We start from the raw sequence: 24717 nt of genomic DNA on the forward strand, positions 1-24717 counted from the left end.
CTCCAAACAGGCCACGTTTAACCCCGGGTCGTCTCCCCACTTCCCGGGGTTTCTTTTTGCCCGGGATTTGTCATGGCTGCACCAGATTGTCGAAAAACGCCTTGGTGTCTTTCAGGTAATCGCTGCGGCTTTGCGGATCCAGCCAGGCGGCGTAGGCCTGATCAAGGCGTTCGCGGGGCAGGGTGCGCAGTACCTGGTTGATCTCGACAATGGCCTGCCGGCCCTTGGGCGTGTCAGTGCAACCGATGTAACCGGACAGGTATTTGCCTGTGCCCCGGATCGGATAGAACTGCAATTGATCCTCGGTGATGCCTTGCAGTGAGGCCTGGTAGCGAATTTCCGGACGATATCCCAGCAGCAGGCGCAAGCGTCCCAGGCGCTGCATTTGCAGCAGGCTGCCCAAGGCGTCGTTGCCGTAATGAGGGGTCAGCGAGTTGGCTGGCGCTTGCTTGAGCAGCCCGTCGAGGTATTCGCCGTAATTGCGCTCGGCAATAATCCCCAGTTTTTCGCGGCCGCTGGCGAGCAACTCTGCCAGGTCCACTTCGCCATCCTTGATAAAGGGGGCCAGCACGAACTGGTCAACGCGCCGCACGGCCAGGCCATTGCTCATGGCACGGAAGACCGGGATGGAAAAGGCGATCCACTTTTCCCGTTCCTTGCTCCAGTTCAGCGCCGCATCACAGACGAGGGTCGGTTCGTGAAGCATTTGCAGTCCACGCGCGCGATTGACCCTCATCACGCTGTGCTGGTATTGCGGCATGCCGGCAATCAACAATGGAAGCAATTGATCGATAACGCCCTGACCCCTTTTCGGCCCGTCGAAAATCGTCAACGGTGGCAGGTCGCGCTTGAGCCAGATCAGGGTGTCCCTGGATTGCGCCAGGGCTGAGGGGGTCGGTTCAAGGAGCAGGAACAAGGTCGCCAGCACGCACAGCAGCCAGCCGCCGCGCAATGGGCAGTGAATGCCCCATGCCGGCAGGCGCCTCAGCTCAGATGGCTCCGTCTTTGCGCAACTGTGCGATCTGCGTCGCGTCATAGCCAAGTTCCTGGAGTACCTGTGCGTTGTGTTCACCCAGTTGTGGCCCGACCCATTCACATTCACCGGGTGTCTCTGAGAGTTTCGGCACAATGCCCGGCATCTTGAAGTCTTTACCGTCCGGCAGCTTGGCTTGCAGGAACATTTCCCGCGCCAGGTACTGAGGGTCATTGAACATGTCTTCGGCGCTGAAGATCCTGCTGGCTGGCACGTCAGCCTGATTGAGCAGCGCCAGCACGGTGTCCAGCGGTAACGAGTTGACCCAGCGATCGATGACGCCATAAATCTCGTCGCGTCGGGCATCGCGGCCATCGTTGCTGGCAAGCAGGGGGTCGTTGGCCAGGTCTTCCCGGCCAATGATCAGCATGAAGCGTTTGAAAATCGCGTCGCCATTGGCGCCGATCTGCACGTGCTTGCCATTGGCGCTGGTGTGGATCGAGGACGGGGTGATGCCCGGCATGATATTGCCCGTGCGTTCGCGAATGAAGCCGAACACATCGAACTCCGGGACCATGCTTTCCATCATCGCGAAGATGGCTTCATACAGCGCCACGTCCACCACTTGCCCCTGGCCACCGTTGACCTCGCGATGACGCAGGGCCATCAGTGCGCCGATCACGCCCCAGAGCGCGGCAATCGAGTCGCCGATGGAAATGCCGGTACGCACGGGTGGCCGGTCTTCGAAGCCGGTAATGTAGCGCAGGCCCCCCATGGATTCACCGACCGCACCAAAGCCGGGCTGATCTTTCATCGGGCCGGTCTGGCCGAAACCCGACAGCCGCACCATGACCAGTTTCGGGTTCAGGGCGTGCAGGACATCCCAGCCCAGGCCGAGTTTTTCCAGGACGCCGGGGCGAAAGTTTTCGATCAGAATGTCTGCTTCACCCAGCAGCTGTTTCAGGATCGCCAGACCGTCGGGGTGCTTGAGATTGAGGGTCAGGGACTTTTTGTTGCGGGCCTGGACGAACCACCACAACGAAGTGCCTTCATACAATTTGCGCCATTTGCGCAATGGATCACCGCCGTCCGGGGATTCGATCTTGATCACATCGGCACCGAATTCGGCGCAAATGCGCGAAGCAAACGGGCCGGCAATCAAGGTGCCCAATTCGATGACTTTCAGACCGGAAAGCGGTTTGGCGGTGAACGGCATACGGAATCCTGTAGGGCAAGGGATGAGCGAATACAGCGTTTTAACATAGCCGACTGTCAGACGCTTCAGGTCGATCACCTTCAATTCGTGGAATACCTTGCGCATCGGTTAGACTTGCCGCCTTTCCTCGTATCAAGAAGCCCGTTCATGGCCCAGCCGTCCACGACCTACAAGTTTGAACTGAACCTCACCGACCTCGACCGCAGCGTCTATGAGAACGTGAAGCAGACCATTGCCCGTCACCCTTCGGAAACCGAAGAGCGCATGACCGTACGCCTGTTGGCCTACGCCCTTTGGTACAACGAGCAGCTGTCGTTCGGCCGCGGTCTGTCGGAAGTGGATGAACCTGCCTTGTGGGAAAAAAGCCTGGATGACCGCGTCCTGCACTGGATCGAAGTCGGCCAGCCGGATGCCGAGCGCCTGACCTGGTGCTCGCGCCGCACTGAGCGTACCAGCCTGTTGGCCTACGGCAGCCTGCGCGTGTGGGAAGGCAAAGTGGTGCCGGCGGTGAAAAACCTGAAAAACGTCAACATCGCTGCCGTGCCTCAGGAAGTCCTGGAAATCCTGGCCAAAGACATGCCGCGCGTTATCAAGTGGGATGTGATGATCAGCGAAGGGACGATCTTCGTCACCGACGACCGTGGTCAGCACGAAGTCCAGTTGCAGTGGCTGGCCGGTGAGCGCGGCTGATTTTTCGCCGCTTTAGCGCGTCACCCGGTTTTATCCTACGTATTGAAGAGAAGCATCTTTCGCCCCATGCGCATCGAACCTCGCCTGCTGCCCGACACCCTGCCATTCCTCGGTGATATTCCGCCACTGCTGACCCGCCTTTACGCGGCGCGGGGCGTGCAATCCGAGGCGGAACTGGACAAGAGCCTGGCGCGGTTGATTCCGTACCAGCAGCTCAAGGGCATCGATGCCGCCGTGGATCTGTTGGTGACGGCGCTCGAACAACGCCAGCGCATTCTGATCGTCGGCGACTTCGATGCCGACGGCGCGACGGCCAGCACCGTCGGCACGCTGGGCCTGCGTTTGCTGGGTGCGGCGCATGTCGATTATCTGGTGCCGAACCGTTTCGACTACGGCTACGGCCTGACACCGGAGATCGTCGCGGTCGCGCTTGAGCGTCAGCCTCATTTGCTGATCACTGTCGATAACGGCATCTCGAGCGTCGAAGGCGTGGCAGCGGCGCAAAAGGCCGGGCTCAAGGTGCTGGTCACCGACCACCACTTGCCCGGTGACGAGCTGCCCTTGGCCGATGCCATCGTCAATCCGAACCAGCCCGGTTGCGAGTTCCCGAGCAAGGCGCTGGCCGGTGTCGGGGTGATTTTCTACGTGCTGATGGCCCTGCGTGCGCGGTTGCGCGAGCTGGGCTGGTACACCAGCAAGCCGCAGCCGAATATCGGCGAATTGCTCGATCTGGTGGCCTTGGGCAGCGTGGCCGACGTGGTGCCGCTGGATGCCAACAACCGGATTCTGGTGCATCAGGGGCTGGAGCGGATTCGCGCCGGACGTGCCCGGCCGGGGATCAAGGCGATCCTCGAAGTGGCCAAGCGCGATCATGCGCGCATCACCTCCACCGATCTGGGTTTCATTGTCGGCCCGCGCCTGAACGCCGCAGGGCGCCTGGATGACATGAGCCTGGGCATCGAATGCCTGCTGACCGAAGACGCCGGTCTGGCCCGTGAGATGGCTGCTCAATTGGACGGCATGAACCAGGATCGCAAATCCATCGAGCAGGGCATGCAGCGCGAAGCGCTGGCGCAACTCAAGGATCTGCCGGTGGAGTCGATGCCGTTCGGCTTGTGCCTGTTCGATCCCGAGTGGCACCAGGGTGTCATCGGTATCCTCGCGTCACGAATGAAAGAGCGCTATTTCCGCCCGACCATCGCCTTTGCCGATGCCGGAGATGGACAGCTCAAGGGCTCGGGGCGTTCGGTCCAGGGCTTTCATATCCGCGACGCGTTGAGCGTGGTGGCGGCGCAGCATCCGAATCTGATCACCAAGTACGGTGGCCATGCAATGGCTGCTGGCCTGACGCTGCCGGAGGCGAATTTCCCCCTGTTCGCCGAAGCCTTTGACGTTGAAGTACGCCGGCAACTGCGCGAAGAAGACCTGACTGGCCGCCTGCTGTCGGACGGCACCCTGGCGGTGGAAGAGTTTCACCTGGAACTGGCCCGCGCCCTGCGGCATGCCGGCCCTTGGGGGCAACACTTCCCGGAGCCGTTGTTTCATGGGGTGTTCCAGTTGGTCGAGCAGCGGGTGGTGGGGGAGCGGCACCTTAAAGTCGTGCTGAAAAGTGAATGTGGTTCGGTGAAACTCGACGGCATCGCCTTCGGGATCGACCGCGACATCTGGCCGAATCCGACCATCAAGTGGGTGGAACTGGCCTACAAGCTCGACCTCAACGAGTTTCGGGGCAACGAGACGGTTCAACTGATGATTGCCCATATCGAACCGCGTTGAATCGACCCCTGTTGTAGGAGCGAGCTCGCTCGCGATGGACGTGAACGATGGCGCTGGGGACCTGATACCCCGCGGTGTCCTGTCGCTCATCGCGAGCGAGCTCGCTCCTACAAGGGGGCGACATCCCCCGATGTCGACTAGGCTCTAAGCACTGCTTGATTATCCTTGTGACGTCTTGTCGAATTTTTTGCCCGCGGGGGCGGGTGTTGTACCTTTTTCCTGTCACTCGTCGACTATTCAAACAGAACCTGGAGCCTGCCCACTGATACGAGAGGTGCCCCATGAGTCTGCTGCTTGAACCCTTTACCCTTCGCCAATTGACCCTGCCCAACCGCATCGCTGTTTCGCCGATGTGCCAGTACTCCAGTGCCGATGGCCTGGCCAATGACTGGCACCTGGTCCACCTCGGCAGTCGCGCTATCGGCGGGGCCGGGCTGGTGTTTACCGAAGCCACGGCGGTCACTGCCGACGGGCGTATCACGGCTCAGGACCTCGGTCTGTGGAATGACGAGCAGATCGAGCCCCTGCAGCGCATCACCCGCTTCATCAACGCCCAAGGGGCCGTTGCCGGCATTCAGTTGGCCCATGCCGGGCGCAAGGCCAGCACCTATCGGCCGTGGCTCGGAAAGCATGGCAGCGTCAAACCCGCCGAGGGCGGCTGGGTGCCGGTCGGCCCTTCACCGATTGCGTTCGACCCGCAGCACACCCAACCCAGACAACTCGATGACGGCGAGATCGCCAAGGTGATCCAGGCCTTTGTCGATGCGGCAAAGCGCTCGCTGACGGCCGGTTTCAAGGTGGTCGAAGTGCATGCCGCCCATGGTTACCTGCTGCATCAGTTCCTGTCGCCGTTGAGCAATCAGCGTCGCGATCAATATGGCGGTTCGTTCGAAAATCGCATTCGGCTGGTGCTGCAGGTCACCGAAGCGGTGCGTGCAGTGTGGCCTGAAGAATTGCCGGTGTTTGTCCGGGTCTCCGCCACCGATTGGGTGGAGGACGGCTGGAACCCCGATGAAACCGTGGAGCTCGCGCGTCGCCTCAAAGCCCTGGGGGTGGATCTGATCGACGTTTCATCGGGCGGGACGGCGGTGAATGCCGAGATTCCCACAGGGCCGGGATACCAGACCCGCTTCGCCGAGCGTGTGCGCAAGGAGTCGGGCATGGCCACCGGCACCGTTGGCATGATCACCGAACCAGCGCAGGCCGAGCACATCCTGCGCACCTGTCAGGCGGACATCATCTTCCTGGCCCGCGAGTTGTTGCGCGATCCGTACTGGGCACTGCATGCAGACGATGATCTGGGCGGGCACAAGGCCGTGTGGCCGGCGCAGTATCAGCGGGCGACTCACCGTGAGCAGCCGATTCATGAATCGGATTTGCGTGACTGAAATCCATCGATACGAAAAAGCCCCTGGATCGTGAGACCCAGGGGCTTTTATTCATGCCGGCGACCGATCAGGCCGCTTCGATCTTGCTGCGGTTCTGTTCGACCTGGTTCAGGTAATCCTTGAGCTTTTCCTGTTCGGCCACCGTCGTGAACAAGCCGAGCTTGCTGCGGCGCCAGAGGATGTCGTGGGCACTGGTGGCCCATTCTTCGCTGCACAGATAATCGACTTCACGGGTGTAGAGACCACCGCCGATGTGCTCGCCCATATCGCTGAGGTCCTGTACGCCTTCGAGCATGCGCCAGGTACGGCTGCCATAGGAAGTGGCCCAGCGGCGAGCGGTCTCGCTCGGCACCCAGTCGAACTTGTCGCGGATACGCGAGCTCAAGGCTTGCGGGGTGGTCATGTCTTCACCACCCGGCAGCGTAGCGCTGGCGGTCCAGCTTGGCTGGATGTGCTTGAAGTACGGTGCCAGTTGCGCCAGCGCCGACTCGGCCAGTTTGCGATAGGTAGTGAGCTTGCCGCCGAACACCGACAGCAACGGCGCTTCTTCGCCAGTGCCAGACAGCGCCAGGGTGTAATCGCGGGTCACGGCCGACGGGTTGTCGGATTCGTCGTTGCACAGTGGGCGCACCCCGGAATAACTGTGCAGGATGTCGTCGCGGCTGATTTGCTTTTTGAAATGGGCATTGACCACGTTCAACAGGTAATCGGTTTCGCCGTCGGTGATCGCTACGGCTGCCGGATCGCCGGTGTACTCACGGTCGGTGGTGCCGATCAGGGTGAACTGATTCAGGTACGGAATGGTGAACACGATGCGCTGATCTTCGTTTTGCAGGATGTGCGCGTGTTCGCCTTCGTACAGTTTCGGCACGATCAGGTGGCTGCCCTGGATCAGGCGGATGCCGTAAGGCGATTCCATCTTCAGGTCATCCCGAATGAACTTGGCGACCCATGGCCCGGCCGCATTGACCAAGGCCTTGGCGCGGATCGAAAACAGGCTGCCATCGGCGCGCTCCAGGTGCAGGTGCCACAGGCCCTTGGTACGGCGCGCGCTGACGCAGCGGGTTTGGGTGTGAACGTGGGCGCCTTTTTCCCGGGCGGCCATGGCGTTCAATACCACCAGGCGCGCGTCGTCGACCCAGCAATCGGAATATTCGAAGCCTTTGGTGATCTCGCTTTTCAGCGCGCTGTCGGGGCCGAACTTCAGGCTTTTCGAACCTTCGAGCTGCTCACGCTTGCCCAGGTTGTCATAGAGGAACAGGCCGGCGCGGATCATCCACGCCGGGCGCAAGTGCGGGCGGTGTGGGAGCACGAAACGCATTTGCTTGACGATGTGCGGGGCCTTGGCCAACAGCACTTCGCGCTCAGCCAGGGCTTCACGCACCAGGCGGAATTCGTAATGTTCGAGGTAGCGCAGGCCACCGTGGATCAGCTTGCTGCTGGCCGACGAGGTATGGCTGGCCAGGTCATCCTTTTCGCAAAGGAAGACCGAGAGACCGCGGCCGGCGGCATCCGCTGCGATCCCCACGCCATTGATCCCGCCACCGATGACGGCGATATCGTAAACCTCGGCGAGAGGGGGCGTAGGCAAGGTGGAAGTGGGCATCGGCTCAGCCTCGGAATTCTTTGATGTTTTGTATTTGAATTCGAACATTAATGTTCATTTGCGAAAATACTAGCCCATAAAGACGCGCACAGCCAGTCAGCTTCGATTGAAAATACTCATCGAAGGGCCGTTAAAGGAAAATATTCGAACATTGAGTGTGGAGGAAGAGAGTGTTGCGGGGTATTTATTGTAGGGGCCGGCTTGCTGGCGATGGCGCCCTTGAGTGCGCCATCGCCAGCAAGCTGGCTCCTACAGGTTGTTCAACCGCCTTCGGCGTTATACAACCTCCAGCCGAACCTTGTGCTGGTTCAACAGCTGCGCCAGCGCCGGGGAGGGCTGTTGATCGGTGACCAGACAATCAACCAGGCTGATCGGCCCCAGGCGAATCATGGCGTTGCGCCCGAACTTGCTGGAGTCGGCCGCGAGGATCACTTGCCGGGCATTGGCGATGATCGCCTGGGATACCCGCACTTCCTGATAATCGAAGTCCAGCAGGCTACCGTCTTCATCGATGCCGCTGATGCCGACCAGGGCGAAATCGACCTTGAACTGGTTGATGAAGTCGACACTGGCCTGACCGACTACTCCACCGTCACGCCGTACGTTGCCACCGGTCAGCAGCACGTCGAAATCGTCCTTGGCGCTGAGCATCGACGCCACATGCAGGTTGTTGGTGATGATCTTCAGGTGACTGTGGTTGAGCAGTGCCCGGGCGATGGATTCGGTGGTCGTGCCGATGTTGATGAACAACGAGGCATGGTCGGGAATCTGCGCGGCGATGGCTTCGCCGATACGCTGTTTTTCATCGCGCATCTGGTCGGCACGCATGGCGTAGGCAGTGTTTTCGACACTTGAGTCGTAAGCCGCGCCGCCGTGATAGCGACGCAACAAATTGGCTTCCGCGAGCTGATTGATATCGCGGCGGATGGTCTGCGGGGTAACGACGAACAGCGTGGCCATTTCCTCGATGCTGACATAGCCGCGTTCGCGAACCAGTTCGAGGATTTGTTGCTGACGGGGAGGCAGATTCATGGGGCGTCCTTTGGGCTGCCGTGCAAAATTTGCCCATGATGACGCAGGAATCTGCTCCCGACCAGTTTCCAAACAACGTGAAAACTACTTTCGTGCTGGGCGCCTTCGGCGTTACGCAAGAAATCCTGCGTTAAAAACAGGCTCGGACTGCTCATTTACAACCTCGTAAAGTCGGGTGCGACCCCAGCCGGTCCTCGCCTGTTTTTGCCTTGTCTTTTCTTCGCTCGCTACGTTTTCACGCTGTTTGGACATACAGATACGAGCTCGTATTCCGGTTTATTCAGCCTCGTCTTCAGCTGCCCAGTCGCGGGTGCGGCTGACGGCTTTTTTCCAGCCGGCGTAGAGCTTTTCCTTCGCCGTTTCGTCCAGTGTCGGTTCGAAGCGGCGTTCGATCACTGCCTTGCCGCGCAGCTCTTCCAGGCTGCCCCAGAAGCCACAGGCCAGGCCTGCCAGGTAAGCGGCACCGAGTGCCGTGGTTTCACGCATTTGCGGGCGCTCGACCTGAGTGCCGAGGATGTCGGCCTGGAACTGCATGAGGAAGTTGTTGGCCACTGCACCGCCATCCACGCGCAGGGCTTTGAGACGTTCGCCGGAGTCCTGCTGCATGGCGTCGAGCACGTCGCGGGTCTGGTAGGCAATCGATTCCAGGGCTGCGCGAATGATGTGGTCCACACGTACGCCGCGGGTCAAGCCGAACAATGCGCCGCGGGCGTACGGGTCCCAGTACGGTGCGCCAAGTCCGGTGAAAGCCGGCACCAGATACACGCCGTTGCTGTCCTTGACCTTGTTGGCAAAGTATTCGGTGTCGTGGGCGTCGTTGATGATCTTCAGCTCGTCACGCAGCCATTGCACGGTGGAGCCACCGTTGAATACCGCGCCTTCCAGCGCGTAGGCCACTTCGCCACGCGGGCCGCACGCGATGGTGGTCAGCATGCCGTGTCGGGATTTCACGGCTTTGTCGCCGGTGTTCATCAGCAGGAAGCAGCCAGTGCCATAGGTGTTTTTCGCCTGGCCTGGCTCGACGCACATCTGGCCGAACAGGGCCGCTTGCTGGTCGCCGGCAATGCCACCGATGGCGATGCCGCTTTTGGTGTGGCCGTAGATTTCGGACGACGATTTGACCTGCGGGAGCATCTCACGCGGGATATCGAGGACTTCCAGCATCTTCGCGTCCCACTCCAGGGTGTGGATGTTGAAGAGCATGGTGCGCGAGGCGTTGGTGTAGTCGGTGACATGCACCTTGCCGCCGGTAAACTTCCAGATCAGCCAACTGTCGACGGTGCCGAACAACAGCTCACCGTTGCGCGCGCGCTCACGGCTGCCTTCGACGTTGTCGAGAATCCACTTGAGCTTGGTGCCGGAGAAATACGGGTCCGTGACCAGGCCGGTGGTTTCACTGATGTATTGCTCGTGACCGTCGCGTTTGAGCTGCTGGCAGATCTCGGTGCTGCGTCGGCACTGCCAGACGATTGCGTTGTAGATCGGGCGGCCGGTGTTCTTGTCCCACACCACGGTGGTTTCGCGCTGGTTGGTGATGCCGATGGCTGCGACCTGATCGTGGTGCAGGCCGGCTTGTGCCAGGGCCTCGACCATCACGGCGCTTTGAGTGGCGAAGATCTCCATCGGGTCATGCTCGACCCAACCGGCTTGCGGGTAATGCTGTGCGAACTCCCGTTGGGCGGTGCAGACCACGTTCGCGTCGCGGTCGAAAATGATCGCGCGGGAGCTGGTCGTACCCTGATCGAGGGCAATGATGTAGTTCTTATTCTGTGTGTCGGTCATGTCGATTGCCTTGGGCGAAAAAAGGGAGTGAGGTCTGGCGCGTGATCAAAGGGCAGGGGCACGCGCCAACGGTATCAAGACGTTCTCGGTTTGCCGTCGATGGCAGGTACTGCTTCCTTTGTAGCAGGTGTGGCGTTTGGCAGATGACGGGCGATCAACCCGCGATAGGCCGCAGCGCCGAGGCAGGCACCGACAATCGGTGCGAAAACCGGAATCAGGAAATACGGAATGTCGCGTCCGCCAGTGAAGGAAATTTCACCCCAGCCGGCGAAGAAAGTCATCAGTTTAGGGCCGAAGTCTCGTGCGGGGTTCATGGCAAAACCGGTCAGCGGTCCCATCGAGCTGCCGATCACCGCAATCAGCAGGCCGATCAGCAGCGGTGCCAACGGGCCTTTGGGCAGGCCATTGTTGTCGTCGGTCAGGGACATGATCACGCCCATCAGGATGGCCGTAATGATCACCTCGACCAGAAATGCCTGGGCGGTGGTCAGCATAGGGTTCGGGAAAGTGGAGAACACGGAGGCCAGTTCAAGGCTGGCTTGAGTGCCGCGAACCATGTGCTGCGTTTGTTCGAATTCGAAGAACAGATTGCTGTAGAGCGTGTAAACCAACAGTGCTCCACAGAAGGCCCCCGCCACTTGGGCGAGTACGTAGAAAGGTAATTTGCGCTTTTCGAAGTCCGCGAAAATGCTCAGGGCAATGCTCACGGCAGGGTTCAGGTGAGCCCCGGAAACCCCGGCGGTGAGGTAGATCGCCATGCTGACGCCGACGCCCCAGATAATGCTGATTTCCCACAAGCCAAAACTGGCACCCGCGACTTTGAGCGCGGCAACACAACCTGTACCAAAGAAGATCAGCAGCGCTGTACCCAGAAACTCGGCCATGCATTGGCTCGAGAGCGACGGTTGTTGTAAAGCAGTTGTCATTGAAACCTCAATTTTTTTTGTTGTCTGGCGCTATTTTCCATCATGGTCGGAGCGCGGTTTTCGCCGAGGCAGGATCCCCATCCTGGTCGCGGTTTACTGCCGGGTACTGCGGTAGGACATTTCGTACAGTTTCAGAAACGAAAAAATATAGACAAGAAACGCTACTGTCAAAGGTCGAAAGTGAACCATCGGTCATAAATAAACTATTCGTCGCATGAATGAACAAGTCGTTGGGTAATGGGATGGCCAGGCGATGGCGTTATGGATGCGCTGCCGTAGAGCCTTTTAACGATCAATGTCCTAGAATCCGGCGCAGTATTTTTCTTCTGCCGCCATGTCTGGAGCTGCCATGACCCCCGCATTGGATTTGTTGAAAAAGGTTCGGGCCGAACATCGCGTACACAGTTACGAACATGACCCGAAGGCTGCCTCCTACGGGCTGGAAGCAGCGGAAAAACTCGGGCTCGATCCGGCGCAGGTATTCAAGACCTTGCTGGCGGCCAGCGAAAAGGGCGAGTTGCTGGTGGCCGTGGTGCCGGTTGTCGGCAGTCTGGACTTGAAAGGGCTGGCCCACGCCGCCGGCGTGAAAAAGGTCGAAATGGCTGATCCGGCGGCAGCGCAGCGCTCCACTGGCTATCTGTTGGGCGGGATCAGCCCGCTGGGGCAGAAAAAGCGTTTGCGTACGTTCATTGATAATTCAGCCCAGCCCTTTGCCAGCATTTTTGTCAGTGCGGGTCGACGTGGACTGGAAGTCGAATTGGCACCGGCCGTGCTGGCCGAACACACCCAGGCGAAGTTTGCCGATATCGGCCGTGCGTGAGCGTTGACGTGCGCGCACCGCTGTATGGTGAAAATCGGCCGGCTCTGTCACTGGTGCCGGGTCGGTCGGCGCTGCATGCTCAGCGGTCTGACAAAGGGAGAAGGTTATGCAGCTAGAGTTCCATCAGGTCGACGCGTTCAGCCATCAGCCATTCAGCGGCAACCCGGCGATGGTCTATCGGCTCGATACCTGGCTTGCCGATGAATTGATGCAAAAGATTGCCGCCGAACACAACCTCGCCGAAACGGCGTTTGTCGTGCGCGAAGGGCAAGGCTGGCATATCCGCTGGTTTACACCGACCACCGAGGTGCCATTGTGCGGTCATGCGACGCTGGCTAGCGCCCATGTATTGTTTGAGATCTACAAGGAACCCGTCGAACGGCTGGACTTTATCTGCAAATCCGGCCCGTTGAGCGTAACGCGTGAAGGTGGGCGCCTGTGGCTGGATTTCCCGTCGATCATCCCCTCGGGAATCGGTGTGACCCTGGATGTCGAGCGTGCGCTCGGCGTTGAAGCTGTCGAAGTGCTGGGCTCGAATGAGTTGTTTGTGGTGCTTGAGTCCGAGCAAGCGGTACTCGACTGCACGCCGGACATGGTGGCCCTGGCGAAATTGCCATGGCTGGGTGCCATCGTGACGGCACGAGGCAACCAACATGATTTCGTGTCCCGTTATTTCGCACCGGCGATCGGCATCAACGAAGATCCGGTAACCGGATCGACCCATTGCAGCCTGATTCCGTACTGGTCGAAGCGTTTGGGCAAGTCGAGCCTGACGGCCTGTCAGCGTTCGACGCGAGGAGGGGAGTTGTTCTGCCGGCTGGAAGGTGACCGGGTGAAGATCGGCGGGAATGCGACCCTGGTTGCCAGCGGTACGCTGATGCTGGGATAACGCAAACCCGTTGTGGGAGCGGGCTTGCTCGCGAAGGCGGATAGTCAGTTAACATCATCATTGACTGACACTCCGCCTTCGCGAGCAAGCCCGCTCCCACATTTAATCCATGTTTGTCAGTTGGCCGTGCTGTAGCGCCGGACACCTGATTCAACAGCAGGAATCTGAGCCGCCGTGCTGCCTGACGCCTGGAACAGCACCAGGTGTTCAGCCGCGACACGAATACCTACATCCGCCCCGACCTGACGATCGACATGGCTCGGGAAGATCGACTCCAGCTGTGCGCCTGTCGGCAGCTGCAAGCGATACAGGGTCGATGCACCCAGAAAGGTCTTGCCGGCGATTCGTGCCTTCAGTGGGCTGTCCGGTGCATGGACGATATCGTCCGGGCGCAGCAGCACGTCCACAGCGCCGCCTACCGGCCAGCTATAGGCCCGGTTGCCGCGCAGCTCACCCAGCTCGGTTTGCACCGATTCTGGGCTGCTCAACTGACCGCGAATGAAATAGCCCTGGCCGATGAAGCTGGCCACAAAGGGCGTCAGTGGTTCGTGGTAGAGGTTGTAGGGCGTATCCCACTGTTCCAGTCGACCTTCCTTGAACACGCCAACGTGGTCGCTGACCGCGAAGGCTTCTTCCTGGTCGTGTGTCACCAGAATTGCACTGGTGCCACGGGCCTTGAGGATGTCGCGTACTTCGTGGCTGAGCTTGCGGCGCAATTCGCCATCGAGGTTGGAGAACGGCTCGTCGAGCAACAGCAGTTGCGGTTCCGGCGCCAGTGCGCGGGCCAGGGCGACACGTTGCTGCTGCCCGCCGGAAAGCTCGTGGGGGAAGCGCTTGCCGAGGTTCTTCAGGTTGACCAGTTCCAGCAGCTCTTCGGTAACACGATCCTTTTGCGGATGCTTGCGAATGCCGAAGGCGATGTTGTCGGCCACGCTCAAGTGCGGAAACAGCGCGTAGTCCTGGAACACCATGCCGATGCGACGTTTCTCCGGGGCGAGGGTGAAACCGGCGCTGGAGATGGTCTCGCCAGCCAGCTGGATTTCGCCTTCGTGTACCGGTTCGAAACCGGCAATCGCCCGCAGTGTGGTGGTTTTGCCACAGCCGGAAGAGCCCAGCAGGCAACCGATGTCGCCGGCGTTCAAATGCAGGTTGAGGTTCTGCACCACTCGCTGGTCCTGGTAGCCGCAGGCGAGGTTGCGCAGGTTAAGCAGTAATGGCTGGCTCATGCGTGGTGGTACGAAGGCGGAACGAGGAATTCGAGCAAGGCTTTTTGCGCGTGCAGACGGTTTTCGGCTTGATCCCAGGCCACCGAGCGCGGGTCGTCGAGCAGGTCGACGCTGATTTCCTCGCCACGGTGCGCCGGCAGGCAATGCATGAACAGCACGTCGGCAGCGGCCAGGTCGAGCAGGGCGCGGTTGACCTGGAACGGTGCGAACAGCTTCAGGCGCTTGGCGGTTTCCTCTTCCTGGCCCATGGAGGTCCAGACGTCGGTGCTCACCAGGTGTGCACCACGCACGGCATCTTTCGGGTCGCGAACGATGGTGACCCGGTCGCCGGCCTTGGCCACGAATTCAGGGTTGGGTTCGTAGCCTTCCGGACAGGCAACGCGCAACTGGAAGTCGAACTGGATCGCCGCTTCTATATAACTGTTGCACATGTTGTTGCCGTCGCCGATCCAGGCCACGGTCTTGCCCTGGATAGAGCCGCGGTGTTCGAGGTAAGTCTGCATGTCCGCCAGCAACTGGCACGGATGCAGGTCATCGGACAGGCCGTTGATCACCGGTACGCGGGAGTTGGCGGCGAATTCGGTCAGGTTGCTGTGGGCAAAGGTACGGATCATCACCGCGTCGAGCATGCTCGACATGACGATGGCGCAGTCGCCGATCGGCTCGCCACGACCCAGCTGGGTGTCACGTGGCGACAGGAAGATCGCCTGGCCGCCGAGCTGGATCATGCCGGCCTCGAAGGAGATCCGGGTACGGGTCGAGGATTTCTCGAAAATCATCCCCAGGACGCGGTTTTTCAGAGGCTCGAACAGTACGCCGCGGTTACGCAGGTCCTTGAGCTCAACGCCTCGACGGATCACGCTGACCAGCTCTTCGGGCGTGCAATCCATCAGGGAGAGAAAGTGCCTTGCGCTCATCATTGACTACCTTTTTGCTACAAACCGCAGATGCTCAAAGCCTTGTTTGACGGAACAACGGGCGAGACCTGCGGCGTAAGCCGCACGGGGCGACGAAATAGGGGAAGGCGCGATCTTATAATTAAATGTCGCGTCTTACCAATAGGGCTACAGTTTTTAGGGAGTTTCAGAGGTGCTACGGGTTCACCGAGGCAGCGCTTTTGAAGCCTGTTTCCTGATAGCAGCGGCTCATTTGTACACCGGCCTCTCGGGGCTTGGCAATCAGGCGGGGCGGCAATGGTGTGCTGGCAGTCGGTTTCTGACCTGTCATTCCTGGTCTTGGGTGGCGTGTCGCCAGCCTGAAATATTTGCTAATGCAAAGTGCCGGGTTATAAACAAATCTCGAGCGACGCAGGAAGCTTCCCGATGGAATCGAAAAAACAGCTGTTAATGGAACGACCGGGCCTCACCGCTTCGATGACGACCAAACTGAACCGGGATGGTCATCGGCTGGCCTGATAACCTTCGATTCACAAGACGAACATCGCTGGCGTGGTGGCGGGTCTGGCACCATAGTTTTGTTTCCGCGGCCATCGTTGCCCGCCCATGACAAAACAGAGACTGGCCATGACCAAGACTCTCCATCACCGTGCGTGCCATTTGTGCGAAGCCATCTGTGGCCTGACCATCGAAACCACTGAGGTCGAACGCGGTAACGTCCAGATCACCTCGATCAAGGGCGACCCCCAGGACACGTTCAGCCGTGGGCACATCTGCCCCAAGGCCGTGGCGCTGCAAGACATCCAGAATGATCCAGATCGCCTGCACCAGCCCATGCAGCGGGTGGGCAATGAGTGGCAGCCCATCGAGTGGGACGCGGCATTCAATCTGATCGCCGAACGCCTCGCCGCCATTCAGGAGCGTCACGGGCAAAACGCCGTGGCGGTCTATCAGGGCAACCCGAGCGTGCACAATTACGGGTTGATGACCCACAGCAATTACTTCCTCGGCCTGTTGAAAACCCGCAACCGGTTTTCCGCGACGTCGGTCGATCAGTTACCCCATCACCTGACCAGTCATTTGATGTACGGCCATGGTTTGTTGCTGCCAATCCCGGACATCGATCACACCGATTTCATGCTGATCCTGGGCGGCAATCCGCTGGCTTCGAACGGCAGCATCATGACCGTGCCAGATGTGGAAAAACGTTTGAAGGCGATACAGGCCCGGGGCGGCAAAGTGGTGGTGGTCGACCCGCGCCGCAGTGAAACGGCGGCCATTGCCGATCAGCACCTGTTCGTGCGTCCGGGAGGTGATGCCGCACTGTTGTTCGGGCTGCTCAACACCTTGTTCGCTGAAGGTCTGCCCCGTGACAGCCATCTGCCGGTAGACGGTCTGGAGCAGGTGCGAGAGACCGTCGCGCCGTTCACTGCCGAGGCCATGAGTCCGTTGTGCGCCGTGCCCGCCGAACAGATCCGCCAATTGGCGCGGGACTTCGCCGCGGCACCGAGTGCAGTCTGCTATGGCCGCATGGGCGTCTCGACCCAGGCTTTCGGTACGCTGTGCCACTGGCTGGTGCAGTTGATCAATCTGGTCACCGGCAACCTCGATCGCGTGGGGGGGGCCTTGTGCACCGAGCCGGCGGTGGACCTGGTGGCGACGACTTCGGGCGGGCATTTCAATCTGTGGCAAAGTCGGGTTTCCGGGCGCCCGGAGTACGCCGGAGAGTTACCGGTGTCGGCGCTGGCCGAAGAGATGCTCACCGAAGGGGAAGGGCAAGTCCGGGCGTTGATTACCGTGGCAGGCAATCCGGTGCTGTCCACGCCCAATGGCCGAAAGCTCGAGCAGGCGCTGGACGGGCTGGAGTTCATGGTCAGTATCGATTTGTACATCAATGAAACCACGCGTTACGCCGACTTGATCCTGCCGTCCACATCGGCGCTGGAAAACGACCATTACGACACCACATTCAATCTGTTCGCGGTGCGCAACGTCAGCCGTTTCAACCGCGCCATCCTGGCCAAACCCGAAGGTGCATTGCACGACTGGGAGATCTTCGTCGGGCTGGCCAAGGCATTTGCCGCCAGGACCGGCAAGGAGTTGAAACCCACCATCGCTCCGGCGCAAATGATCGATCGCGGCCTGCGCATGGGGCTGTACGGCGACACTTCCGAGTACAAGCTGTCGCTGGCGACTTTGTTCGATCATCCCCATGGTGTTGATCTGGGAGCGCTCAAGCCTAACCTCGCACAGCGCCTGAAGACTGCCAATCAACGCATCCAGGCCGCGCCTGCAGTGATTTTTGCCGACCTGGCGCGCTTCGCCGCCTTGCAGGCGCCGGCCGCCGACGAGTTGTTGATGGTTGGCCGCCGGCATGTGCGCAGTAACAACTCATGGATGCATAATTATCATCGGTTGGTGAAGGGCAAGCCTCGTCACCAGTTGCTGATGCATCCGGACGACCTGGCCAGTCGCGGGCTCAGTGACGGGCAACGTGTGCGGGTCAGTTCGCGGGTGGGTGTGATTGAAGTCGAAGTGCTTGGCAGTCTGGACATGATGAAAGGCGTGGTCAGCCTGCCTCACGGCTGGGGGCATGCGCGGCCGGGCGTGCAAATGTCGATTGCCAGCAGTCAGCCGGGCTCCAGCGCCAACGACCTGACCGACGAATGCCAGATTGACGAACTCTCGGGAAATGCCGCGCTCAATGGCGTGCCGGTGACCGTGGGCGCCGCATGAATCATACTGACGGAGAGACCGAGCAGGGCGCTCGGCTTTCCGTTACAATGCGCCACCGTGCCGACCCATGAGTCGGAAAGTTCAGCCGAGGTGCTCCATGGATATCATCGAAACGATTAAAGAGCAGATTGCCAACAACACCATTCTGCTTTACATGAAAGGCTCGCCGAATGCCCCGCAGTGCGGCTTCTCCGCGAAAGCTGCACAGGCCGTGATGGCGTGTGGTGAAAAGTTTGCGTACGTGGACATCCTGCAGAACCCGGAAATCCGCGCCAACCTGCCAAAATATGCCAACTGGCCAACCTTCCCACAGCTGTGGGTTGCCGGCGAGCTGGTCGGCGGTAGCGACATCATGACCGAGATGTCGGCTGATGGTTCGTTGCAGGCGCTGATCAAAGACGCTGCTGCAAAAGCCGCTGCCAAGACTGAAGCCTGACCGACACCTCCTGTAGTAGCGAGCTTGCTCGCGATGGACTCAAGAGCACCGCGGGGAACCAGACTCCCCGCGTTATCGTTGACCACCATCGCGAGCAAGCTCGCTCCTACAGAAGCAGATATAAAAAAGCCCCGCCTCTTCAAAAGAGAGCGGGGCTTTTTATTGCGTAGAACTTACTCGTCTTCGCCCATCTGCGATTGCAGGTAGTTCTCGATCCCGATCTTCTCGATCAGGCCCAACTGGGTTTCCAGCCAGTCGATATGTTCTTCTTCGGACTCGAGGATATCTTCAAGCAGCTCACGGCTACCGAAGTCGCCAACTGTTTCGCAATGAGCGATAGCCACTTTGAGGTCCGCGTGACCGGTGCGTTCGATACGCAGGTCGCACTCGAGCATTTCCTTGGTGTGTTCGCCGATGTGCAGTTTGCCCAGGTCCTGGACGTTCGGCAGGCCTTCAAGGAACAGAATGCGCTTGATCAGCTTGTCCGCGTGCTTCATCTCGTCGATGGATTCGTGGTACTCGTGCTTGCCGAGTTTGTTCAGGCCCCAATCTTCATACATGCGCGCATGCAGGAAATATTGATTGATCGCGACCAGCTCATTGGCAAGGATCTTGTTGAGATGCTGGATGACTGTAACGTCGCCTTTCATGATGGGGTCCTGCCCTGTATTAGCTGTCAATAGAGCAGAGTTTGAGCCGCGTATTTAATCGTGTCAAACCTAAGTTATTGAAACTTAAATGAAAATTAATCGGAATAAGAATGTTTGTGTTCCGCGTCTAGAGCATAACTAGTTGATTTTGAGACATAAAAAAACCGGACTTATGTCCGGTTCTTTGAAATTCGATATTCAAGCGGCTGTAAATTCTGCCGGATATGGAATTGCGGCCTGAGCCGTTTGCAGTTTTGTCAGGGTCTCGCGGACCACTTCCTTGGCGAGGCAGGCACATTTGCCGCATTGACTGGCAACGCCTGTGGCCACGCGGACTTCCTTGTAGCTGCAGCATCCTTCATAGATCGCATCGCGGATTTGACCGTCGGTGACGCCAGTGCAGAGGCAAACATACATAAGGAAGGTCCGTCGCTGATTGTGACTCAATTGCGATGGATCTTAATGTTAACGAGAATGATTGTCAAAGTGGTTTCAGAACACTTTTCGTCATAAACGGGTATGGCTGACGAACGGTCTGCCTGGCAAGTCTGGGGATACAAAACCGTCGGGGATTTCATCGTACAGGGAAAAAACAGCTAAGCCAGCTCAAACACGCGGTGTATGATGGCCGGTCTTTTGCGACCGGGGATCGTGTCACAGGGCTGTCGCCTCAGGGTGGCAGGCTGATGCGAACCCTGTTTCTCACGCTATTACACCAGGAGATATCCAATGAGCGTACTCGTAGGCAAACAAGCCCCTGACTTCACCGTACCGGCCGTACTCGGCAATGGCGAGATCGTTGACAGCTTCACCCTGTCTTCGGCGATCAAAGGCAAATACGGCCTGGTGTTCTTCTACCCGCTGGACTTCACCTTCGTTTGCCCGTCCGAGCTGATCGCTCTGGACAACCGCATGTCCGAGTTCAAGGCACGCAACGTTGAAGTGGTCGCCGTGTCGATCGACTCGCACTTCACCCACAACGCCTGGCGCAACACTCCGGTCAACAATGGCGGTATCGGCGAAGTTCGCTACACCATGGCTGCCGACATCAAGCAGGAAATCATGAAGGCCTACGACGTTCAGTCCGCTGACGGCGTGGCTTTCCGTGGCGCGTTCCTGATCGACGACAAAGGCGTTGTCCGTTCGCAGATCATCAACGACCTGCCGCTGGGCCGTAACATGGAAGAGCTGCTGCGTCTGGTCGACGCTCTGCAATTCCACGAAGAGCACGGCGAAGTCTGCCCTGCCAACTGGAAGAAAGGCGACAAAGGCATGAACGCTTCGCCAGAAGGCGTTGCGGCTTACCTGACCGAGCACGCTGCCGCTCTGTAAGGTACGTTCCAGATATAAAAAAACCGGCCATCGAGGCCGGTTTTTTTATGCGCGGGATAAACCTGGAACTATGTACCTCTGTAGGAGCGAGCTCGCTCGCGAAGGACTCAAGAACACCGCGGGGAACCAGACAACCCGCGTTATCGTTGACCACCATCGCGAGCCAGCTCGCTCCTACAAAGAGCAATCAATCGTCGAAATCTTCCCAGCCGCCCATTTGTTTCCAGCGATTGACGATGCCGCAGAACAGCTCTGCCGTCTTCTCGGTGTCATAGCGGGCCGAGTGAGCCTCGCGACCGTCGAAGTCGATGTCCGCTGCCTGGCACGCCTTGGCCAGCACAGTCTGGCCGTAGGCGAGGCCTGCGAGCGTTGCGGTATCGAAACTGGAGAACGGATGGAACGGATTGCGCTTCATGTCCAGGCGTGCAACCGCCGCATTCAGGAAGCCCAGGTCGAAGCTGCTGTTATGCCCGACCAGGATCGCCCGTTTGCAACCATTGGCCTTGAGGGCCTTGCGCACGCCACGGAAGATATCGTTCAGGGCAGACTCTTCACTCACGGCCATGCGCAGCGGGTGATCGAGCTTGATTCCGGTGAACTCCAGGGCCGCCGCTTCGATGTTCGCGCCTTCGAACGGCTCGACTCGGAAGAAGTAGGTGTGATCCGGGTAGACAAACCCCTTTTCATCCATGGCGATGGTGGTCGCGGCGATTTCCAGCAGGGCGTCGGTGGCCGAGTTGAAGCCACCGGTTTCTACGTCGACGACAACCGGCAGGTAACCACGAAACCGTGCGGCCATCGGATGACGGGAACCGCCTCCGCCGCCGTTGCCTTCCAGTTCGTCATCGAAATGCTCTTCACTCACGCGTGTTCCTCCAGCAGGCGCCAGCGCAGTTTTTCACCGGCGCGCAGCGGGATAACGGTCAGCTCGCCAAACGGCAGGCTGGCAGGGGCGGTCCATTCTTCACGGACCAGGGTGATGCGATCGGTGTTGGCCGGCAGACCATAGAACCGAGGGCCGTTGAGGCTGGCGAAGGCCTCGAGCTTGTCCAGCGCATTGCGCTGTTCGAAGGCTTCGGCGTACATCTCGATGGCAGCAAAGGCGGTGTAGCAACCGGCGCAGCCGCAGGCCGCTTCCTTGGCGTGCTGGGCGTGAGGTGCCGAGTCGGTGCCGAGGAAGAACTTCTCGCTGCCGCTGGTGGCGGCGTCGAGCAGGGCTTCCTGGTGGATATTGCGCTTGAGGATCGGCAGGCAATAGAAGTGCGGCCGAATCCCGCCCACCAGCATGTGGTTGCGGTTGTACAGCAGGTGGTGAGCGGTGATGGTCGCGCCCACGTTGGCCGAAGCCGAGTTGACGAACTGCACGGCGTCCGTGGTGGTGATGTGTTCGAAGACCACCTTGAGGGTCGGGAAACGCTCGACCACACGACGCATGTGCTCATCGATGAAGAATTTTTCGCGGTCGAATACGTCGACATCGCCACGGGTGACTTCACCGTGAATCAGCAACGGCATCCCGACTTCGGCCATGGCCTCGAGTGCAGGGAAAATCTTGTCGATGCTGGTAACACCAGAGTCCGAGTTGGTGGTCGCGCCAGCCGGGTACAGCTTGGCGGCGTACACGAATCCGCTGGCCTTGGCCTCGCGAATTTCTTCAGGCTGGGTGCGGTCGGTCAGGTACAGGACCATCAGCGGCTCGAACGGGCTGCCGGCCGGGCGGGCAGCGAGAATCCGCTGGCGATAGCCGTCGGCTTCGGCCGTGTTACGCACCGGTGGAACCAGGTTGGGCATGATGATGGCGCGACCAAAGGTGCGCGCGACATCCGCGACGGTATTGGTCAACACGGCACCATCGCGAAGATGAATGTGCCAGTCGTCGGGACGCAGCAGGGTCAGGCGGTCGGACATGAGGGGATTCCAGGCGGGTCAAACTCAGGGGAATGCTACCGGAAAAGACTCTTGCAGGCACTCGCTATCAAGTTTTACGGGAAGCTTCCGATATCCAACAGGTATGCCGTAGACATGCGTGTGTCGGTCTTTTTGTTGTAGAAGCCAGTGGAGCCTCCCGTGCGCCAGCGTTATTTAGCCTTGCTCAGTGTGTTTGCCAGCCTTCCCGCGATGGCGCTCACTTTCCAGACCCGTCTGGAGAGCATTGAGTGGACGGTCGAAGGTGACAAGTTCGAATGCCGCCTGGCTCAGCCGATAACCGACTTCGGTTCGGGCGAGTTCGTGCGTCGTGCCGGCGAGCAGGCGACTTTTCGTCTGAAAACCTACAACCCGATGATCGGCGGCGGTTCGGCGACCTTGCTGGCCGCTGCGGCACCGTGGCAACCGGGGCGTGACGATATCAATCTGGGCACGGTGAGAATCGGCAGCGGCAACGTGTTGTTCAACAGTTCACAGGTTCAGGCCGGACGCCTGATCAGCGGATTGATGGACGGTCGCAGCCCGGTGGTTCGCCATTCCTCGGGGGATGGCCGGGTGTCGGAAGTGCGCTTGCTGCCGGTCAGGTTCACCAAGGCGTTTGCCGATTACCAAAGCTGCGTGGCCAAACTGTTGCCGCAGAACTTCGAGCAGGTGAAACAATCCGAAGTCGGCTTCCCCGGCGGTGGAATCGAGCTCGACAGCGCCGCGAAGGCCAGGCTGCAGGTCATGCTGGAGTACATGAAGGCTGATCCGACGGTCAATCATATCGAGCTCGACGGGCACTCCGACAACAGCGGCAACCGCCTGACCAACCGCGACCTGTCCCGGCGTCGGGCCCTGGCAGTCATGGAGTTCTTCAAGGCCAATGGCATCCAGGAGTCGCAAATCACCATGCGTTTCCATGGCGAACGTTATCCGCTGGCGCCTAATACCAACAACGCCAACCGCGCGAAGAACCGACGGGTAGCGGTACGCCTGGAGCGTGGAGCGCCTGTGGAACAAGTCGCCCCGCAAGCGACGAAAGCGGCCACTTCGGCAACTTCCTGACTCTTTGGTCATCGTCGCCCTCTCGACATAATCTGTCGCTTCGTCGTCATAAGCTGTCGCGCCACTGTAAATTATTCTGCATGAGCGGTAGACTTCCCGGCTTTCCGTAGAACCCCGTGGAGTGATGGCATGGCGGACGTAAACAAGGTCGTTCTGGCGTATTCCGGCGGCCTGGACACTTCGGTGATCCTCAAGTGGCTGCAGGATACTTATAACTGTGAAGTGGTGACCTTCACCGCTGACCTGGGTCAGGGCGAAGAGGTCGAACCTGCACGCGCCAAGGCTCAGGCCATGGGCGTCAAAGAGATCTACATCGACGACTTGCGCGAAGAGTTCGTGCGCGATTTCGTTTTCCCGATGTTCCGCGCCAACACCGTTTACGAAGGCGAGTACCTGCTGGGTACTTCCATCGCTCGTCCGCTGATCGCCAAGCGCCTGATCGAAATCGCCAACGAAACCGGCGCTGACGCCATTTCCCATGGTGCCACCGGCAAAGGCAACGACCAGGTTCGTTTCGAACTCGGTGCCTACGCCTTGAAGCCAGGTGTGAAAGTGATCGCTCCCTGGCGCGAATGGGACCTGCTGTCCCGTGAAAAGCTGATGGATTACGCCGATAAGCACGCGATCCCGATCGAGCGCCACGGCAAGAAGAAATCCCCGTACTCCATGGATGCCAACCTGCTGCACATCTCCTATGAAGGCGGCGTGCTGGAAGACACCTGGACCGAGCACGAAGAAGACATGTGGCGCTGGACCGTTTCCCCGGAAAACGCTCCAGACAAGCCGCAGTACCTGGAACTGACCTACCGCAACGGCGACATCGTCGCACTGGACGGCGTCGAAATGACTCCGGCCACCGTGCTGGCGACCCTGAACCGTATCGGTGGCGAACACGGTATCGGCCGTCTCGACATCGTCGAGAACCGCTACGTGGGCATGAAGTCCCGTGGCTGCTACGAAACCCCGGGCGGCACCATCATGCTGCGTGCCCACCGCGCGATCGAATCGATCACCCTGGACCGCGAAGTGGCTCACCTCAAGGACGAGCTGATGCCCAAGTACGCCAGCCTGATCTACACCGGCTACTGGTGGAGCCCTGAGCGTCTGATGCTGCAGCAGATGATCGATGCGTCCCAGGTCAACGTGAACGGCGTTGTGCGCCTGAAGCTGTACAAGGGCAATGTAATCGTCACTGGCCGCAAGTCCGACGACTCGCTGTTCGACGCCAACATCGCTACCTTCGAAGAAGATGGCGGCGCGTACAATCAGGCGGATGCAGCAGGCTTCATCAAGCTCAATGCCCTGCGCATGCGCATTGCGGCGAACAAAGGCCGGAAGCTGTTCTGAGACCTTTGACATCGTGATGGGAG

At 59.5% G+C, this 24717-nt stretch carries 22 protein-coding genes; 10 read left to right on the forward strand and 12 right to left on the reverse strand.

Going from position 1 to position 24717, the window contains the following annotated elements:
- Positions 1-70 precede the first annotated feature (70 nt).
- Both ACCD00_RS16425 and ACCD00_RS16430 read right to left on the reverse strand, forming a co-directional pair.
- On the reverse strand, positions 71-1036 hold the full coding sequence (locus ACCD00_RS16425; RefSeq protein WP_413426082.1) for a TIGR02285 family protein: 966 nt from the start codon (positions 1034-1036) through the stop codon (positions 71-73).
- Positions 990-2189 (reverse strand): CaiB/BaiF CoA transferase family protein, encoded by a 1200-nt coding sequence (locus ACCD00_RS16430; protein WP_413426084.1) that lies wholly within the window; start codon positions 2187-2189, stop codon positions 990-992. The genes ACCD00_RS16425 and ACCD00_RS16430 overlap by 47 nt, the downstream gene beginning before the upstream one ends.
- A gap of 147 nt (positions 2190-2336) precedes the next feature.
- On the opposite strand from ACCD00_RS16430, the gene ACCD00_RS16435 reads away from it, so the two are divergent.
- The 3 genes from ACCD00_RS16435 to ACCD00_RS16445 all read left to right on the forward strand — a co-directional run bounded on the left by ACCD00_RS16435 (position 2337) and on the right by ACCD00_RS16445 (position 6043).
- Entirely contained in the window at positions 2337-2879 is a 543-nt protein-coding gene (locus tag ACCD00_RS16435) for a YaeQ family protein (protein WP_413426086.1), read from the forward strand.
- 66 nt (positions 2880-2945) lie between these two features.
- Positions 2946-4655, forward strand: a complete 1710-nt coding sequence (recJ, locus tag ACCD00_RS16440; RefSeq protein WP_413426088.1) for a single-stranded-DNA-specific exonuclease RecJ — start codon at positions 2946-2948, stop codon at positions 4653-4655.
- Positions 4656-4936: 281 nt separating this feature from the next.
- Positions 4937-6043, forward strand: a complete 1107-nt coding sequence (locus ACCD00_RS16445; protein WP_413426090.1) for an NADH:flavin oxidoreductase/NADH oxidase — start codon at positions 4937-4939, stop codon at positions 6041-6043.
- Positions 6044-6110: 67 nt separating this feature from the next.
- Here ACCD00_RS16445 and glpD read toward each other — a convergent pair whose 3' ends face one another.
- The 4 genes from glpD to ACCD00_RS16465 all read right to left on the reverse strand — a co-directional run bounded on the left by glpD (position 6111) and on the right by ACCD00_RS16465 (position 11389).
- The gene (gene glpD / locus ACCD00_RS16450; RefSeq protein WP_413426092.1) at positions 6111-7649 is read right to left on the reverse strand and encodes a glycerol-3-phosphate dehydrogenase; all 1539 of its coding nucleotides are present in this window, start codon (positions 7647-7649) and stop codon (positions 6111-6113) included.
- A 276-nt stretch (positions 7650-7925) separates the two neighbouring features.
- Positions 7926-8681 carry a DeoR/GlpR family transcriptional regulator gene (locus ACCD00_RS16455; protein WP_007971301.1) on the reverse strand — a complete coding sequence of 252 codons (756 nt, stop codon included), beginning with the start codon at positions 8679-8681 and terminating at the stop codon, positions 7926-7928.
- Between the two features lie 276 nt (positions 8682-8957).
- Complete coding sequence (gene glpK, locus ACCD00_RS16460) at positions 8958-10463, reverse strand: glycerol kinase GlpK (protein WP_413426094.1); 1506 nt, start codon at positions 10461-10463, stop codon at positions 8958-8960.
- Positions 10464-10537: 74 nt separating this feature from the next.
- Positions 10538-11389 (reverse strand): MIP/aquaporin family protein, encoded by an 852-nt coding sequence (locus tag ACCD00_RS16465; protein WP_413426096.1) that lies wholly within the window; start codon positions 11387-11389, stop codon positions 10538-10540.
- 349 nt (positions 11390-11738) lie between these two features.
- On the opposite strand from ACCD00_RS16465, the gene ybaK reads away from it, so the two are divergent.
- Entirely contained in the window at positions 11739-12209 is a 471-nt protein-coding gene (ybaK, locus tag ACCD00_RS16470; RefSeq protein ID WP_007971306.1) for a Cys-tRNA(Pro) deacylase, read from the forward strand.
- A 106-nt stretch (positions 12210-12315) separates the two neighbouring features.
- Positions 12316-13098, forward strand: coding sequence for a PhzF family phenazine biosynthesis protein (locus ACCD00_RS16475; RefSeq protein WP_413426098.1), 783 nt, complete (start codon positions 12316-12318; stop codon positions 13096-13098).
- Between the two features lie 116 nt (positions 13099-13214).
- Here ACCD00_RS16475 and ACCD00_RS16480 read toward each other — a convergent pair whose 3' ends face one another.
- Together ACCD00_RS16480 and argF are read right to left on the reverse strand one after the other, a co-directional pair.
- The gene (locus tag ACCD00_RS16480) at positions 13215-14324 is read right to left on the reverse strand and encodes an ABC transporter ATP-binding protein (RefSeq protein ID WP_413426100.1); all 1110 of its coding nucleotides are present in this window, start codon (positions 14322-14324) and stop codon (positions 13215-13217) included.
- On the reverse strand, positions 14321-15241 hold the full coding sequence (gene argF, locus ACCD00_RS16485) for an ornithine carbamoyltransferase (RefSeq protein WP_413426102.1): 921 nt from the start codon (positions 15239-15241) through the stop codon (positions 14321-14323). The genes ACCD00_RS16480 and argF overlap by 4 nt, the downstream gene beginning before the upstream one ends.
- Positions 15242-15847: 606 nt before the next feature.
- Between argF and ACCD00_RS16490 the strand changes: the two genes are divergently transcribed.
- Both ACCD00_RS16490 and grxD read left to right on the forward strand, forming a co-directional pair.
- Positions 15848-17956, forward strand: a complete 2109-nt coding sequence (locus ACCD00_RS16490) for a molybdopterin oxidoreductase family protein (protein WP_413426104.1) — start codon at positions 15848-15850, stop codon at positions 17954-17956.
- Positions 17957-18053: 97 nt separating this feature from the next.
- On the forward strand, positions 18054-18392 hold the full coding sequence (grxD, locus tag ACCD00_RS16495) for a Grx4 family monothiol glutaredoxin (protein WP_413426106.1): 339 nt from the start codon (positions 18054-18056) through the stop codon (positions 18390-18392).
- A gap of 173 nt (positions 18393-18565) precedes the next feature.
- Here grxD and bfr read toward each other — a convergent pair whose 3' ends face one another.
- Together bfr and ACCD00_RS16505 are read right to left on the reverse strand one after the other, a co-directional pair.
- The gene (bfr, locus tag ACCD00_RS16500) at positions 18566-19042 is read right to left on the reverse strand and encodes a bacterioferritin (protein WP_057396758.1); all 477 of its coding nucleotides are present in this window, start codon (positions 19040-19042) and stop codon (positions 18566-18568) included.
- Between the two features lie 198 nt (positions 19043-19240).
- Complete coding sequence (locus tag ACCD00_RS16505) at positions 19241-19459, reverse strand: bacterioferritin-associated ferredoxin (protein WP_007985869.1); 219 nt, start codon at positions 19457-19459, stop codon at positions 19241-19243.
- Between the two features lie 312 nt (positions 19460-19771).
- Between ACCD00_RS16505 and ACCD00_RS16510 the strand changes: the two genes are divergently transcribed.
- Positions 19772-20374 carry a peroxiredoxin gene (locus ACCD00_RS16510; RefSeq protein ID WP_007971324.1) on the forward strand — a complete coding sequence of 201 codons (603 nt, stop codon included), beginning with the start codon at positions 19772-19774 and terminating at the stop codon, positions 20372-20374.
- Between the two features lie 187 nt (positions 20375-20561).
- Here ACCD00_RS16510 and rnt read toward each other — a convergent pair whose 3' ends face one another.
- A complete protein-coding gene (rnt, locus tag ACCD00_RS16515) occupies positions 20562-21239 on the reverse strand; it encodes a ribonuclease T (RefSeq protein ID WP_110660659.1) in 678 nt (225 codons plus the stop codon).
- Complete coding sequence (gene pyrC / locus ACCD00_RS16520) at positions 21236-22282, reverse strand: dihydroorotase (RefSeq protein ID WP_008018542.1); 1047 nt, start codon at positions 22280-22282, stop codon at positions 21236-21238. Before pyrC ends, rnt begins: the two co-directional genes overlap by 4 nt.
- Positions 22283-22441: 159 nt before the next feature.
- On the opposite strand from pyrC, the gene ACCD00_RS16525 reads away from it, so the two are divergent.
- Complete coding sequence (locus ACCD00_RS16525; protein WP_413426109.1) at positions 22442-23347, forward strand: flagellar protein MotY; 906 nt, start codon at positions 22442-22444, stop codon at positions 23345-23347.
- 129 nt (positions 23348-23476) lie between these two features.
- Positions 23477-24694: an argininosuccinate synthase gene (locus tag ACCD00_RS16530; RefSeq protein WP_007985864.1), complete on the forward strand. Its 1218-nt coding sequence runs from the start codon at positions 23477-23479 to the stop codon at positions 24692-24694.
- Positions 24695-24717 lie beyond the last annotated feature (23 nt).

This window comes from Pseudomonas sp. Pseusp3 (assembly GCF_047304225.1).
In the GTDB taxonomy this organism is placed as follows: Bacteria; Pseudomonadota; Gammaproteobacteria; order Pseudomonadales; family Pseudomonadaceae; genus Aquipseudomonas; species Aquipseudomonas fluorescens_CD.